Consider the following 15,672-nt stretch of genomic DNA (forward strand, 5'->3'; position numbering starts at 1 on the left):
TTGAAACTCTTAATTAAAATTTTTGTGATTTGTTGAATTAAACCTTTCCCACTTAGTAGCATAATTTGGGTTGTTCCCACTTAAGTATAAAAATTTGATATTCGATTCCAATTTTAAAAGTCCTAATTTTTACAGTTAAAAACCTTTCCCACTTAGTAGCATAAAACAAAACGTTCTCACTTAAGTATAAAAAATTTGATAACGGATTCCATTTTAAAAGCCCTAATAATGAATGCAGTTTTTGTGTCCAAAAACCTTTCCCACTTAGTAGCATAAATTTGATCATTCCCACTTAAGTATAAAAATTTGATGACGAATTCCGATTTTAAAAGTCCTAATTTTTACAGTTAAAAACCTTTCCCACTTAGTAGCATAAATTGAATCATTCCCGCCTAAGTATAAAAATTTGAGAGGGAATTCCAATTTTAAAAGTCCTAATAATGAATGCAATTTTTACACTCGAAACCTTTCCCACTTAGTAGTATAAATTTAATCATTCCCACTTAAGTATAAAAATTTGACAGTGGATTCCAATTCTAAAAGTCCTAATTTTTACAGTTAAAAACCTTTCCCACTTAGTAGCATAAATTTAATCATTCCCACTTAAGTATAAAAATTCTGTTCAAAAACTTTATTACTAATTAGCAGTAAATTTATTACTCCTTAAATTACTATTCAACCTATAAAACAGCCCAATATGTTAAAAAGAGCATAAAAAATATGCTAATAACTAGCATAAATTTTATGATTATACTTGAACAAATGAAACTACAACAATCGGTTCCTTATTATATGATTTGAAGATTTTCTTACGAACTACTTGACGACATTGATTTTGAAGATCTTTAATTCCATCGAAGGTTTTTGATTCGATTAAATTAATAATCGTTGACTTAATTAAATTAGTAGCTTCTTTCTTTTCATCTTTATCAATTGAACCTACATAATTAACTTGCATTGATCCGATAAAACTTTTTGTTTTTGAATTATATCTAGCAATAATTAAAACAACACCTTCACGACCTAAAACTTCACGTTCATTAATAACTTCAGTGCTAATATCGCCAACACCAAAACCATCAATAATTACATCACCAATTTCTTTTACTTTGCCTTTATATGAAACAACTTTGCCATCAATTAAATGAACAACTTGTCCATTTTGAAGAACAAATATATTCTTTGGATTAACTGTTGATTCATTTCCTATATATTTTGAAGCATCCAAAAGGTATCTATATAAACCTTGAGCTGGAATAATATATTCTGGTTTTAAAATGTTAACTAATTTAACTAAATCTTCTCTAGCTGGTCTATGACGATATAATTCACTATTTGTAGCTTCAACAATTTTAGGTGTAATTCTAGCAATTTCATCTAAAGCAACTGCTTCTAAACTTTCTAATCCATTAATAGCAGGAGCTATCATAATTACTGTATCAGTAGGTTGTAATTTTAAATAAACGTCTTTGTTGTCTGTTATTCTTAAGAATCTAGCATGTAATCTTTCAGTAGTTCCAGTTACTAAAACAACTGCGTTTTTAGTTTTGTTAGCATATTGGTAATCAATAATTTGAGGTAATTTTAAATCAGGTTTAGCAAGCTTAATGATTTCAAGAACTTGACCATATGTTTTACCATAAGCAATAACTGGTCTTTTAGTTATATAAGCATATTGAAGAATTTGGCTAATTGCGTACATTTCTTCATCATAAGCTCCAACAATAATTCTTTGATCTGGCTTAGCAGTCATAAATGCTTCTTCAACTTGTCTTGGAAGTTGAATTTTATCAATAGCTCTACCATTATAGTTAGCTCTTCCTGAATCAACTACTAGCATTTTAACTTTACGTTTAGCAAATCTTGTTTTAGCTAATTCAGCAAAATCTAAATTACCATAAATTCCTAAATTACCTTCAACAAAGTTGAACATAAACACATAATCACCTTCTGGTGTTATAAAATCTAAACCAATATGACCTGGCATTGATCCAGCTAATTCAATTGGTTCAACAAATATAGGACCTACTTTAGTTGGTTGATCTAAAATGTTAATTTTAATTTTGGTTTCATTAAGTTTGTATTTACTTAATCTGTCTGCTACCAAAATTTTGTTAAATTTAGATGTGTAAATTGGAATATTAGGTAATTTCATAAGCAATCATGGAAGTGAACTAAATGATTCATTCTTAACATCGGTTATAAAAATACCAACAATTTTGTCTTTATGTTTAACTAAATAATCAAAATTTGGAATTAATGTATCAATACCATTATTTGAGTTGATAGGGATTTTTGTACCTGAGTTGATGATATAAATTTTTTCATCATATTCAAATACATAGCAGTTTTTACCGTTTTCGTCTAAACCACCTAATGCAAAAATATTAACATTACTCATTGTTTCTCCTTGAATATTATTATTAATAGAATATTTAATGATTATTGTTGGTTATATTATATATTAGTTCGCTTCTTTTGCATACTTATTAATCTTAATATTTTTTTCTTTATTAATTTTTACTACTAAAGTGTATTCACCTTTTTTGCTAGTTTCATTTAATTGATTGATGATTTCTTGTGGTGTTCCATAATAATGGCTTTCATGCATTTTGGTTAGTTCTCTAGCTAAAAACAAGGTTGCTTTATTGCCTCAAACTGCTTCAATATCATTAATTAGCAAGTCAAATTTATGCGGAGCCACATAAAAAATATGTGCGTTTTCATTATCCAAAGCTTCAATTTGTTTTCTTCTTTGTCCAGACTTTTCTTTTGGGAAGCCATGGAAAATAAAGGTGCTAGCTAAACCACTTAAGGCGAAAGCACTAATTGCTGCATTAACTCCTGGAATGAGTTCAATTTCAATATTATTATTACGAGCTTCTTTTACTAAATCAAAACCAGGATCACTAACTAAAGGCATACCGGCATCACTAACTAATGCTAGGTTTCAGTCATTTTTAATAATTAAATCAATCATACCTTTTGCGCTAGCTTTTTCATTAATTTTGTTGTAAGCATAAAGCTTTTTATTAATTTGAAAATGTTCTAATAATTTAGCAGTTACTCTTGTGTCTTCACAAGCAATTGCATCAACTATTTTTAAAGTATTTAGAGCTCTTAAAGTGATATCATCAAAATTACCAATTGGGGTTCCTACTATATATAATTTACTCATAACACTCCATAATTCTTACTAGCATTTTTTCAGTTTGTAAAAAGTAATTTTGATATGTATCAATACTGCTTAAATAGTCGGAAATAGCTATAAAACAATCTTTTATGTCAATTTTTGAGCCCTTAACCTTTTCAACAACTTTACTTATTTTAGCTTCTGGAATAGGGATATCAACAATACTTAAATACAAAAGAAATCTTAAGGCTTTAATTAAGAAAATCATTTTGTTTTTTGAATCTTTTTTGGTAAATTTAACCAAATATAAATAAAGTAAATAACGATTATTAAGGCTTTGTTGAAGAGCACTAGCAAGGTTTAAAACTAATTCATAATCAATGTCTTCTCTATACTTTTCAAACTCATTTTCATCAACAAAAATGTTGCTATAAAATCAAGCAGTTTTTTTGTCTAACTCATAATCATGAATTAATAATTCTTCTAAATCATTATTAGAAGGAGCAGTAATATTTATCACAATTGAACGTGATTTAATGGTACCTAATACTTTGTTTTTATTTGAAGTAGTTAAAATAAAACAAGTGTTGTCGCTTGGTTCTTCAATACTTTTGAGCAATGCATTTAAAGTTTCTTTTCTAGCAAATTCAATGTTTTTTAAAATAATAAATTTAGTTTCATTTAAATTAAAAGCAGAAAGTGTACTACTTTCTAATACTTCTACAATTTTTTCTTTTGCTAGATCATTTTCAAAAAATAGAACAGTAGGAGGAAGTTCTTCCGCTTTAAGAGTTTTTAACTCTGTATTATTTGTTTTATTAATGATGTATAGGATTGAATCATCAATATTTACTTTTGCTTCTGCATTTAATAAATAGCAGTGGCTTAATTTGTTTTGCTTTAAAGAATTATCAATAATCGTTTTAAGATTCTTATTTACCATTTGTTAAATCTTTTCCCAAAAAGCTTTAAATTTAGGATGTTTTAGAAGTTTTTCATAAACTTCGTTCAATACATCATCAATACTTTGTCATCCATTAACAACAATGAAACGATCAGGATCTTGTTTAATTAATTCTTTATAGCCGTTTATAACTTTTTTGTGAAATTCGATGCTTTCACTATCTAATCTATCAGGTACTACTCTTACAACATTTCTACGATATTCACTTTGTTCTTCAGTAATATCTAAATAAATAGTAATATCTGGATAAGTTTTATCAATTACTAGTTCTGTGATTTTTTTAACAAAATCAATTCCTAAATCTCGAGCATAACCTTGATAAGCATAGAAGCTATCAATATATCTATCACATACCACTAGTTTATTTTCTTTTAAGGCTGGTCAAATAATTCTTTCCAAGTGAATTCTACGACTAGCTGTATAAAGTAAGGCTTCAGACATAGCTGAAATGTTTGAACTTTTATCTAAAATAATTTCTCTAATCCTTTCAGCTTCTCTAATGTCTTTCCCACCAGGTTCTCTGGTTGAGATATACTGTAAATGTGGTTTTTGATTAAGTAGTTTAAGAATAAGCTCAACTATTAGGGTTGATTTTCCACTACCATCTGGTCCTTCAAAAGTTATAAACATATTAAATCCTACTTCCTATTTTGTTCTATTTTCTATTGATTGTTTAATTGTGTAAGAGTCTAAATATTCAATATTAGCACCCATTGGTAAACCAATTGCCGCTCTTGAAACTTTGAAATTATTTTCTTTTAATAATTTGCTTAAATGTTCATTTGTCATTGAACCTTCAAGAGTTGGACTGAGTACTAATACTACTTCATCAACTTTCTTTTCTTTAGCAAATTTAATTAAATTTGGATAGTTATAATCATCCTTTTTATCTATATCTAATAAATATGGAAGGATGTAAAAATAACCATCATAAAAATTCATATCAAAAATTTTCTTAGCGTTTTGAACACTTTCAACAACCATTAAAATGTTTCAAACATTGTCTCTATCACAGTTCAAACATTTTCCGTTTTCAACTATAAAACAACATTTTGGGCAAAATGTTATGTTATTTTTAAGGTCATTAATTTTACTAATTATTTCATCTGAAAATTCACGAGGTTGATTGAGTAAAAAGTTTGAAATCCTGTCAGCTTGTTTTTTGCTAACGCCTGGAATTTTGTTCAAAGTTTTATTCAATTCATCGATAGTTTTAATTTCCATGTTAGAAACCTAAACCTGGAATATTTGGCATTAATGCTTTTTGTTTTTCATCAATATCGTCAAACAATTCATTTAAAGCCAATTGTAAAATATCTTGTAAAATTTCAGGATCTTCTGGGTCTAATAAATCGTTGTCTTCAATTGTAATAGAAACAATTTGCTTGCTACCTTTAGCAACAATTGTTACACCGTGTTTTGTTATTGTAAATTCTTGTTCTAAAAATACTGCTGTTTTGTCTTCAAGTTCTTGTTGAAGTTTTTGCATTTTTCTAATCATATTTTGATCCATGTTCTATCTCCTTGTTATTTTGTTTCCCCATTAAGTAAATCAAATAATTGTTGGGTTGCATTTTTTTCTTTTTCAATTTTGACAGGCTCTAAAACAAAATCTTTGTTCAAAACGTTTGCACTTTGAGTACCATCTTCTAACCTTTTGGCTAAGCCATTAGCTAATTTCTTAAAATAGTCTGTTTCAAGAAGCACTAAGTTTTTGTATGAGCCAAAGTAATCTGATAAAAATTTTTGAACATTGCCTTTATTTTCATTGTTTTGTAAATAGTTAAGGGCGCCTAAGTCTCTTGATGTAAAAAGAATAAAATTTGTATTAGCTGCTTTAATTGTACAAGCTGATAATGCTTCAATTAATCCTTTATAATCTTCTTTTGGTGCAGCCTTAAGATAATTAAGTGAACTCTTGTATGAATTAATAACTCCTAAATCTGAACGAAGCAATAATTGAATTATAGTGTCATCTGAATATTTAGGAACAAATGATGTCATTTTCTTATATTTATTATCATATGGTTCAACTAAAGTAATTAATTTTGATGGTGTTTGTTCATCATCATCCATTAATTCAATTTCTCTTGAGTCGATTAAAACATCTTCATCTAGCACTATTGCTGAGTCAAATTCCCCTGTTAATATGCTGTTTTCGATTGTTTCATTAATAACATTATCAACGTTAGCTTCAAAAACTGCTTGTTTAGTTTCATTTATAATGTTGTTTAATTTTGTTTCACCAGTTGAAACTTGTTTTTTATCTTCAGGCATTGCGACCTCCTTTGTATCTATGTTGATTTGTAACTGAACCTTTGGTTGAGTTTCTTCAACACTGTTTGCTATTTTTATTAAAAATAGTTCAATTAATTGAAAAGCATTTTCTGTATAGTATAAATCTTTTTCTAGCTTGTAAAGTTGTTCATAAACTTTTAAAGCGTAATCAATATTAATTCTTAATAAGTTGATTTCATCAACTGAAAGCATTTCAATTGATTTGATGTCTTTGGTTTTATTGTAAATTAAGTAATCTTTAACTAAATCAATTAAGCCATTTACAAATTGTCTATAATCAATTCCAGCATTTTTTAAATTTGTGAATAATACTAAAGCTTCTTTAGTTTTGCCTTCATAAAGGAAGTTAATTAAATTAATTAAACTTTCATTAGAAGTAATTCCGAATGAATACATAACATCTTCAAGTTTTAATTCACCATTACCATAGGCATTAGCTTGATCCACAATTGAAAGTGCATCACGCATTCCTCCAGTTGCTAATCTAGCAATATAACCTAAAGTTGCTTCTTCATATTTAATATTTTCTTTTTGTAAAACTTCTCTAAGTTGTTGAATTAAAACTCCTGTTGAAATTTTTCTAAAATTAAATCTTTGAACTCTAGATAAAATAGTGGTTGGGATTTTTTGAGGATCCGTTGTTGCTAGAATAAATACAGCATGTGCAGGTGGTTCTTCTAATGTTTTTAAAAGAGCATTGAAAGCGCCTTTTGAAAGCATATGAACTTCATCGATAATGTATACTTTGTAATTTCCCATAGCTGGTAAATGCTGAATTTTTTCTCTTAATTCTCTTATTGAATCAACCCCATTATTTGAAGCAGCATCCATTTCAATTATGTCAATATTGTTATTAATTTGTTCTTCACACATCTTACATAAATGAGAAAAGTCATCTGCATTATGGTAGCAATTTATTAGACTTGCAAAAATTTTAGCAACTGAAGTTTTACCAACTCCACGAGGTCCGCTGAATAAATAAGCATGACTTATTTTGCGACTATTAATAATGTTTTTTAGCGTTTGAACGATATGATCCTGACCCTTAACATCATCAAAAGATTTCGGGCGATATTTCCGATATAAGGCTTTATACGACATCACTTCTCCTTATTATTTTTATTGATTATTATTTATACTATATATTTAATATTATTACATAAATATTTAATATTAAAATTAAATAATAGAATATATTATAAGAATGTGGTAAATACCATTTTTTAAGTTAAAAAATTATAAAAAATTAAAATTTATTTTATTTAAAAATTTACGAAAGCATTTATAAAACAGTGTTATTAGTAAATTTTATATTTTTTAATTTATGTTTTTAAATTAAAAAAGGAATTTTGATTTTTTAGATTTAAAAACTTGCTGATTTTATGTATGCTTTTTGAGCTTAAAAATGTTCCAAAATTAAGCCTTATTTTTGGTTATAAAAGTGCTTAATTATAGGGTTTTGTATTCACCAAAAAGTTATTATTTATAGTAAAATTATTTTGAAGGAATTTTATGGAATTTGGAACTTTTTTTCTTGGATTATTTATTTTACTTGCTACGCATACTTTAGCAATTATTTTCGTCGCAAGTAGCCGATCAAAACATTTTATTTCAAAAATATATTACGCTCGAACATATGTAATTAACAATCAATTAAAAGTAAGAAATATATTTTTTAATAAGCTTCTGAAAACATATCAAGTCTTTGTTCGGTATATAGCAATATTGTTATTTTTCAATCTTTCATTATATGTGTTGATGTCTTTATCGGCAGCAATCGATCCTAATACTGGAAAACTGCTTAATCCATTTAGATCAAAATTATTTATTATCTTTTTCGCAATTAATATCTTATTCTCAATTGCTGATTTTACGGGTCTAGCTTGAATCATTCTAACTAAAAGAAAAATCAAAGAATGAATTAAATTTAATAATTCAACTAAAGCAAAAGTACATTTCGAATCTTTATTAAATTTCAAAGAAACCAAAATTGTTTATGAACAAGTTGACCCAATTGCAAAAAACTATTTATTCCAATATGATAAGCTCTCTTTCAATAATACAATGGACTATTTAAAAGAAAAGAACCTCTCTAACTATATTTATTACTGATTAATCCAAGATTTTTCACATTTAAAAATTAATAATAAACAAGCTAACATCAATATGTTCTTATTTGCATATTCTAAATATGTTCGTAGTAATGATGATGATTATTAAAAAAATCAAAATTAAATTTATAAGTTTGTACGTTTAGTATTATTCGAAATTATTAAAATTTCGTAATTTGCAATTACTAAATGTTGCTAAATTTCTAAAAAAGTTTACTTTTATGACACTTTTGAGCCTTTTGTGTCATTTTTTTATATAAAAAGATAAGAATATAATAATTTATAACCATTTTGCTAAGCAAGAAATCAAACAATTTCAGCATTCTAAATTAATGTTTTTTCTGTTTTGTTTTTGTTTTTAGCGAGCTAAAACATCAAAAAACATAAAAATTTATTAAAAATTTATCTTTTTGTTATAATAAAAAGGATTTTTAAGTTAGCAAAAACTAACATATTTAAAAAGGGAGGCTTATTATGGCAAACATTAAATCAAAAATGAAGAGTATTGTTAAGCAAGAAGAATTCAGATTAAGAAATAATGCTATGAAAACACGTGTTAGAAAAGCAATTCGTGAAGCACGTGAAGCAGTTTTAGCTAAAGATCCTAAAGCATCTGAATTAGTTGCTAAAGCACACTCATTAATTGCTACAGCTGTTCAAAAAGGTACTTTCCACCCAAACAAAGGTGCTAGAAAATCAGCTCGTTTAGATAAATTTGTTAATGAACAAAAAGCAAAAACAGAATAATAAGCTTTCATTGTCTTATTATGATCGATAAACACCAAGCGTGTTTATTTTTTTATTCTTTATTTTATATAATATTAATATGTCGAAAAAATCTACCTCATTTAATACTGCAAAAGGATTAATAATTACTTCTTTAATAGCAAAATTAATCTCTTATATCGGTTGAATTTTATTAATAGTTGGTCTAGTCAAAAATAAAACAGATTTTGTAACATCTGGCGGTACAATAGCTTCAAGTACACTTATTGTTTATTGCTGATTACCTATTTTTTACTTAAAGCCACCTTGTTCAAATCGTTCAAAATGATTTACTGTAGCTGGAATTTTAGTACCAGGATTATTTGCTTATGGCAGTTATTTGGTCTGACTAGATTATGACGCAGCCGCTCTAAACGAAGAAAATTCGGAAGATTTTGAATCGTCAGAAATTGCAGAAATTGACGAAAAAAGTCCTAATAATGACGAAAATTTGGAAAAAAAGGACCAAAATTAGGCAAAAAGCACGAAAAACATAAAAAATATGCATTTTTTTAACTTTTTTTATTAAATACCTCTAAAAATGTGTTAAAATGATAAATGCCTAAGAAAGAGAATTACTTAGGCAAGAAAAATTCAATCATTTTTTTTATTAAATCGTTTTTTATTTTTATTAGATTATTCATTTTTTTATTAAATCGTTTTTATAACTTCAATGTACAATCGATATTTGGTCGTTATTTATATCGTTCGTATTTTTATCATAATCGTTGTATTTTAAATTAGAACAACTCGTTTATTTAAACTTTTTAATTTTCGAAAAGCACAATAATAATAGTGTGCTTTTTCTTTTTGCTTTTTTGTTGTTGATCTTGAGTTCTAAAATTTCAAATATTTATAAAATAGCTTCGTGGCCGTTTAAAAAAGAAATTAAAAAAAGTACAAACTTGATTTTTGCACTTTTCTACTGTTTTATAGGCTAATTCAACTTTTTATTATTATTTAAAGCTAAGTTTTCAAATTCTTTAAACATAGGGATTTTAATACCATTTAAATCAACTGTAAGACAATTATTATAGTTTAAATTTAAAAATATTCTGAAATCATTAATATTTGAACCTAAAACAATAAATCTGGTATATCTTTTTTGAGATAATGATGATACTAATTCACTAAGTAAAATGGGCTCCGTATTTTTACCGATTAATTTGTAAAAAAGGCTTTTTCTCCCATTTCCTCAATATAAAATACGTTTATATTTTTTAAATTTATATCAGCTCTTGTATAGCTCTTTATCGGTTCCTACAATAATATCAAGAAAGATCTTAATGCCACCAGATACATAATAAGGACTGAGATTTTTTTCGTCATTGTTCTCAGGTAAGATGAATGAATTAGGGAAGTTGCTTGAGAGCTTAAAAAAGTCTTCATGCCATAAAGCTAATCTAACTTCTTCGGTTTTTAACTCTTTTTGTTTATCTTTCAATATTAAAAAACTTTTTCACCCAAATGAAAAAGGAATTTTTTCTTTCTTTAAGATATCAAGCAACTCTATAAGAGGTGCACTTTTAAACGTATTTGCTAACATAGTATTACTATTATTATAATTTAAATTTTTATATATAATATAAGATATTATTTTTAATAACTAATTTAAATGAAGGAGTCATTATGGGAAAGAAAAAAGAAACATTTTTCGAGCGTTTAGTTAAGAAAAATGCAGAACAAGAAAACCAAAATGTCAAAGCAACAAAACCAAAAAATAAAAGATGAAAAATAATTTTAACTTCATCTATTTTAATTGTTGCAATTGGAACAGGTATTACAGTTCCTCTTGTTATTAACTCAGTTAAAAAGAACTATTTGGATCCATATGCTAAAACAGATAATTTAATCAATACTGATTATGACGGAAGCAAATTAAACGTTAATGTTGGTGAATTTGAATCAATTTACAAAAACCAAACAAATAACGATGTTGAAGCTAAATTAAATGAAATTGATAAAGTAATCTTATTCTATCTTTATGATAAAGAACAAAAAGCTTCTGAAGAATATCAAAAAATTTGAAATGAAACCAAAAATGCTGATGCACAAGATGTTAAAACATTCCGTTTAAGCACAATTGATGAATTAACTACTAAATTCAAGAATGAAATTTTAGATGTTCAAAACAACATGAAGCAACAATATGGAACTGAAAACTGAGAAACTGAATTTAATAAATATCTTTATACAACATTTAATAAAGCAAAAAGTATTGATGAAGCAGTAGATTACAGAGTTTTCCAATCAATTAAGAGCGACGCATTACGTCGTTATAGATTAACTTCAGGTAACAAAAAAGAAGAAATTGATAGAAAATTCAAAGATGGTAAAGCCGCTTTCCCATGATGAAATGGTAAAGAAGGCACAGCTTATTGAAAAGTTGACAATGATGATTTAGCTGTTACAACAGAAAGTTATGTATTTGAAGATAGCTATAAATTACCTACACCATTTATCAAAAACTTCGTTGAAGAAGATAAACCTGTTGTAATTAGTGAATTTGTGTTCCCTGGTATTGCTCCTAGCGATGCTAAAGGTAAATGAACAATTAATAAAGATATATTCTTTAGATATTTATTCTATGCTAAAACAGAAACATTTAATATTCCTAAAGATGGAAATCCAAAATCTACTATCGAACTTGTTAAAGAATCATTTAAACCATTTGATTATTACATTAAATTAATAGTTGATGAAAAACCTTCGAATGGCGTTTACATCATTAACAAAGAAGCATCTGCTTATAGTTCAATTCTTAGCTTACTTTCAAACGATCCAGCTAATGTTAAATCAAACTGAGGAACTTCTGGCGTTTCAACAATTTCTGAAATTTTAGATAGTAATAACTTAAATACATTCTTAGCCATGAACCCTGAAATTATGGGAGCAAACTCAATTAAAGAAATTGATTTATTTGGTAAATTAGAAGAAATCAAACAAAATGTTGCTAAAGCTGCTGGCTTAGAAACTAAAGACATTGATTCAAATGAAAAAGCTAACAAATTCAATACTGACATTTGAAATTATGTTAAAAAAGACGTTAACGAAACCACAAAAGCTGGTTTAATTGAAGAAAAATTCAACGACTTAGTTGTTAAACCAATTTCAGAATTATTTACACCTGAAGATAAAAAATTAAACCTTGTTTACAAAATTAAAGGCTTAAATGATGTTTATGGTATTTTTACAAATGACGGATTCAAGATGATGTATCTTCAAAACTCAACAAAGACACCTATTACTAGTGAATCTGTAATTAGTATGATTAAAAATGACTTCATTATCAAAAAGAAATTCGATAAACAAACTGGCGTTCAATACAATGCTCTTTCAAAAATTAACAAAACAATTTCAAGAGATCAATACATTGTTGAAATGCTTGAAGATCCAGCCTTTTTAGACTACCTTAAAAAGCAAAAGAACCCATTAGCTGTAGTTAAAAATGGCGATTCAGAAAACTATGATGATGCTTGAATTGACAAGCTTAAGAAATATGCGAATAAGGCTTTAAAATACTCAAAACAATCAAAATTTGTTTCATTAACAACAGGAGCAAAAAACTGACTTGAAGGCAAAGCAAAATCAGAATTTGTCAACGGTTTTGAAATTAAAGAAGGCAAAACCTACTTCAAAGGCAACAATACTAAAACAGCATTCAATACTCTTGTAGAATACATGAAAAATAAATACTTTAATAAATAGGAGGGACAATGAAAAAACTTAGATTATTAGGCTTAGGCTCAGTTATTGCCGCTGGTGCAATGAGTGCTTTAAGTGTTAGTTGTAAGAAAAACGAAATTGAAACTCCTGCAAGAATTGATCAATTTAACTTTTTAAGTAGTCAAGAAAGAGTTAAAGATTTAGAACAAATTTGAAAAACTTTTGCCTTATCAAATGTATATAAATTAAACCAAAAAGGTGAATTTAATGAAGCTGCTTTAAACAAAAAATTCGACGATACATTCAATGATGCTTCTAGCCAACTTTATAAAGATTCATGAGAAGCTTTCTTAATTTATGCTAATAGCAAACTTGAAAATAATTCAAACTATTGAATTAATCAATTTAGTGACTGAAACAAAAATAACCTTTTCGATGATAAAGAAGTTGAATGAATTGAAGAAGGTATGATTACTGAAGATTTATTCAAAACAATTTGAAAAGTAAATAAAACTGGTATTAGAGAAGAAATTAATAACATGTTATTAGTAAAAGCTTACTTTGCTATTTCAAGTTTAAATGAACTTAAAAAGATAACAAAAGAAGCTACAAACAAAGAATTCCAATATTACTTCGATGGTAATGATGTTAAATATGATTTAGATCACTACTACTTAAATCAATATGCTATGAACAATAAATACATTCAACTTTGAAGTTTAGAAGAAACCAAAAGCGATGATTTAGGTGGTAATGAAATCTTCTTAGGTAATACTGGTCAAAGCATTACTAATGTTGAAAGTTATAATGCTTTCTTCGAAAAATTTGGTGAACAAAAAAATACCAAAATGGCTAATTGACAGGCTTTAACAACACCTGACTTAACCAAAATTGACCTATCACTTTCAGGCTTTAAAGGTTTCCAAAAAGACAACACATCTTTCAACCTTAACTGAAATGAAAAAGATATGTTAGAAAGAAAAGATGATAGAGCCTTATACGGTGTATACTCACCAATTCAAAATACATTATTTAATTTTAATGAAATTCAAACAAGCGGTCAAAGTGTTTCAGTGTTTAATGAAACATCACACAAACTTGAAGTTGCTTATGTAAACCAAATTGTTCCAATTGGCGGCAAAGATAAAATTAAAGTTGCTAAAGATAAAGAAGTATTCAACAAAGAAAAAAGTAAATGAACTGCTGAAGATCAAAAAGAAGTTTCAGTATTATCATTGAAAAACACTATTTACAAAGACCATTTAGATAGATTAAGCTTTATGTTCTATTTAAAAGATTCAAGTAAATTATTAGAATTAGCAATTGGTTCATTTGCTCATCTCGGTATTAAATTAACAATCAACAAAAACATTCCACAAGTTTATGATTTAGTTAAAGATAAAATTTGAGTAAATGCAGACAAAAAAGATGCTGCAACAACTCCTGAAAAATAATGAATGATATTTTCTTAAAAATTATTAATCATGAACTTGATGCGAAATTCATTTATGAAGATGATAAATGCGTAGCATTTTACGATAAATTTCCACTTCAACCAGGACACTTTTTAGTGGTTCCTAAAGAAAGAAGTAAGAACATTACTGAAGCAGATGATGCTACAGCTGCACACTTAATTAATGTTGCTCGTAAATTAGCAAAAAAAGAAATTTTAGATAAAGGTATTCCTGCTTTTAAAATTTTAATTAATACTGGTAAAGAAGCAGATCAAACTATTTTTCATACTCATATTCACGTTATTCCTTATACTGATAACGTTGAAGACAAATAAACTAACATACTAAATTAAGAGAGAAAATCAAAGGTTTTCTTTCCTTTTTTTGTTGCCTGAATTCATTGCTATAATACCATTTCAATTGCTTATATTTAGCATATGAAACGATTGTGATATTGATATTAAAATTAAGGAATCAAGTTGTATTATTGGGCTTTTGTAAGGTTAAAAATGCAAGAAAAAATGCCCTTAATTGTCTAAATTAAGAGCCAATATTTTTTTATTATTTGTGCTTGAAAACTTGATTATAATTTTGACTAAAAGAACTATAAAACAGCCTAAAAAAGAATTTTATAACAATTAAGCTTATTAAACCAGAAAAGTCAGTTTAAATTGAAAATGTTGTGACTATTTACATATAGTTTATCAATATGTTTTGCATATTCTATATTGATAATTTAATAATGTTTTGTGTTTGTCTTTTACCTTTTTGTTGGTTACCCTATAAACACTTAATCTATATATTATCTATCTTTTTGATACTAGTCGTTTTGATCTTCTTTTTCTCTTTTTTGTTTAGCTTTTTTTAAGCTCTACTTCTTTGATAGCATTTGCAATATCTTCTTCTTTTATATTGTATTGCTTCTTGATTAGTTCAAAGATTTCAATAGTCATTTCAGCTTCATTTTTTCTATAAGTTTCAAGATCAGCTTTTCTAGGTCTGCCACATCTTCTATGTAAAACGATATCTTTATTGTCTTTAGATGAATTCATATTTATATTATAAATTGAAAGCAGAAGATTTAATAATTGATATTTCTTTATTTCTTTGAAATAAAAAGACACTTCCTTGCGAAAATGTCTATAAATTTTCTCCTAGTTTAGTAGAGGCTAGCTATATTGATTATATTTATATTAATTGGACAATAAAAATGATTATTGTTATCTTTAATTGTTATGTGATATCAAAATCTAGGTCTTGGTTACTTTTCCATTACTAATT

The 15,672-nt window shown here is 26.9% G+C and carries 15 protein-coding genes; 6 read left to right on the forward strand and 9 right to left on the reverse strand.

Annotated elements, in window-relative coordinates; translation table 4 throughout:
• Positions 1-748: 748 nt before the first annotated feature.
• The 7 genes from ACJA22_RS04190 to dnaX form a co-directional block, all read right to left on the reverse strand.
• Positions 749-2,401 (reverse strand): ribonuclease J, encoded by a 1,653-nt coding sequence (locus ACJA22_RS04190; RefSeq protein WP_406617006.1) that lies wholly within the window; start codon positions 2,399-2,401, stop codon positions 749-751.
• Between the two features lie 63 nt (positions 2,402-2,464).
• Positions 2,465-3,178: a 16S rRNA (cytidine(1402)-2'-O)-methyltransferase gene (rsmI, locus tag ACJA22_RS04195; RefSeq protein WP_406617007.1), complete on the reverse strand. Its 714-nt coding sequence runs from the start codon at positions 3,176-3,178 to the stop codon at positions 2,465-2,467.
• Positions 3,171-4,076 (reverse strand): DNA polymerase III subunit delta', encoded by a 906-nt coding sequence (locus ACJA22_RS04200; RefSeq protein ID WP_406617008.1) that lies wholly within the window; start codon positions 4,074-4,076, stop codon positions 3,171-3,173. The genes rsmI and ACJA22_RS04200 overlap by 8 nt, the downstream gene beginning before the upstream one ends.
• Positions 4,077-4,079: 3 nt before the next feature.
• Complete coding sequence (tmk, locus tag ACJA22_RS04205) at positions 4,080-4,727, reverse strand: dTMP kinase (RefSeq protein ID WP_406617009.1); 648 nt, start codon at positions 4,725-4,727, stop codon at positions 4,080-4,082.
• A gap of 15 nt (positions 4,728-4,742) precedes the next feature.
• Positions 4,743-5,321: a toprim domain-containing protein gene (locus ACJA22_RS04210; RefSeq protein ID WP_406617010.1), complete on the reverse strand. Its 579-nt coding sequence runs from the start codon at positions 5,319-5,321 to the stop codon at positions 4,743-4,745.
• Between the two features lies 1 nt (position 5,322).
• Entirely contained in the window at positions 5,323-5,610 is a 288-nt protein-coding gene (locus ACJA22_RS04215) for a YbaB/EbfC family nucleoid-associated protein (protein WP_406617011.1), read from the reverse strand.
• Positions 5,611-5,624: 14 nt separating this feature from the next.
• Positions 5,625-7,496: a DNA polymerase III subunit gamma/tau gene (dnaX, locus tag ACJA22_RS04220; RefSeq protein ID WP_406617012.1), complete on the reverse strand. Its 1,872-nt coding sequence runs from the start codon at positions 7,494-7,496 to the stop codon at positions 5,625-5,627.
• Positions 7,497-8,153: 657 nt separating this feature from the next.
• Between dnaX and ACJA22_RS04225 the strand changes: the two genes are divergently transcribed.
• The 3 genes from ACJA22_RS04225 (at position 8,154) to ACJA22_RS04235 (ending at position 9,746) form a co-directional block, all read left to right on the forward strand.
• Positions 8,154-8,615, forward strand: a complete 462-nt coding sequence (locus ACJA22_RS04225; protein ID WP_406617013.1) for an MAG0920 family protein — start codon at positions 8,154-8,156, stop codon at positions 8,613-8,615.
• A 365-nt stretch (positions 8,616-8,980) separates the two neighbouring features.
• Positions 8,981-9,253, forward strand: a complete 273-nt coding sequence (gene rpsT, locus ACJA22_RS04230; RefSeq protein WP_406617014.1) for a 30S ribosomal protein S20 — start codon at positions 8,981-8,983, stop codon at positions 9,251-9,253.
• Between the two features lie 79 nt (positions 9,254-9,332).
• Entirely contained in the window at positions 9,333-9,746 is a 414-nt protein-coding gene (locus tag ACJA22_RS04235) for a hypothetical protein (protein ID WP_406617015.1), read from the forward strand.
• Between the two features lie 462 nt (positions 9,747-10,208).
• Here ACJA22_RS04235 and ACJA22_RS04240 read toward each other — a convergent pair whose 3' ends face one another.
• Positions 10,209-10,817, reverse strand: a complete 609-nt coding sequence (locus tag ACJA22_RS04240) for a hypothetical protein (RefSeq protein ID WP_406617016.1) — start codon at positions 10,815-10,817, stop codon at positions 10,209-10,211.
• An 83-nt stretch (positions 10,818-10,900) separates the two neighbouring features.
• On the opposite strand from ACJA22_RS04240, the gene ACJA22_RS04245 reads away from it, so the two are divergent.
• From ACJA22_RS04245 to hinT, 3 genes are read left to right on the forward strand one after another with little or no spacing between them, the layout of a single operon-like run.
• A complete protein-coding gene (locus ACJA22_RS04245; RefSeq protein WP_406617017.1) occupies positions 10,901-12,979 on the forward strand; it encodes a HinT-interacting membrane complex protein P80 in 2,079 nt (692 codons plus the stop codon).
• Positions 12,980-12,987: 8 nt separating this feature from the next.
• Entirely contained in the window at positions 12,988-14,391 is a 1,404-nt protein-coding gene (locus tag ACJA22_RS04250) for a HinT-interacting membrane complex lipoprotein P60 (RefSeq protein ID WP_406617018.1), read from the forward strand.
• On the forward strand, positions 14,391-14,726 hold the full coding sequence (hinT, locus tag ACJA22_RS04255) for a histidine triad protein HinT (protein ID WP_406617019.1): 336 nt from the start codon (positions 14,391-14,393) through the stop codon (positions 14,724-14,726). Before ACJA22_RS04250 ends, hinT begins: the two co-directional genes overlap by 1 nt.
• A gap of 519 nt (positions 14,727-15,245) precedes the next feature.
• Here hinT and ACJA22_RS04260 read toward each other — a convergent pair.
• Positions 15,246-15,443, reverse strand: a complete 198-nt coding sequence (locus ACJA22_RS04260; RefSeq protein ID WP_406617020.1) for a hypothetical protein — start codon at positions 15,441-15,443, stop codon at positions 15,246-15,248.
• Positions 15,444-15,672: the final 229 nt, after the last annotated feature.

The organism is Mycoplasmopsis adleri (assembly GCF_045276205.1).
GTDB lineage: Bacteria > Bacillota_I > Bacilli_A > Mycoplasmatales > Metamycoplasmataceae > Mycoplasmopsis > Mycoplasmopsis adleri.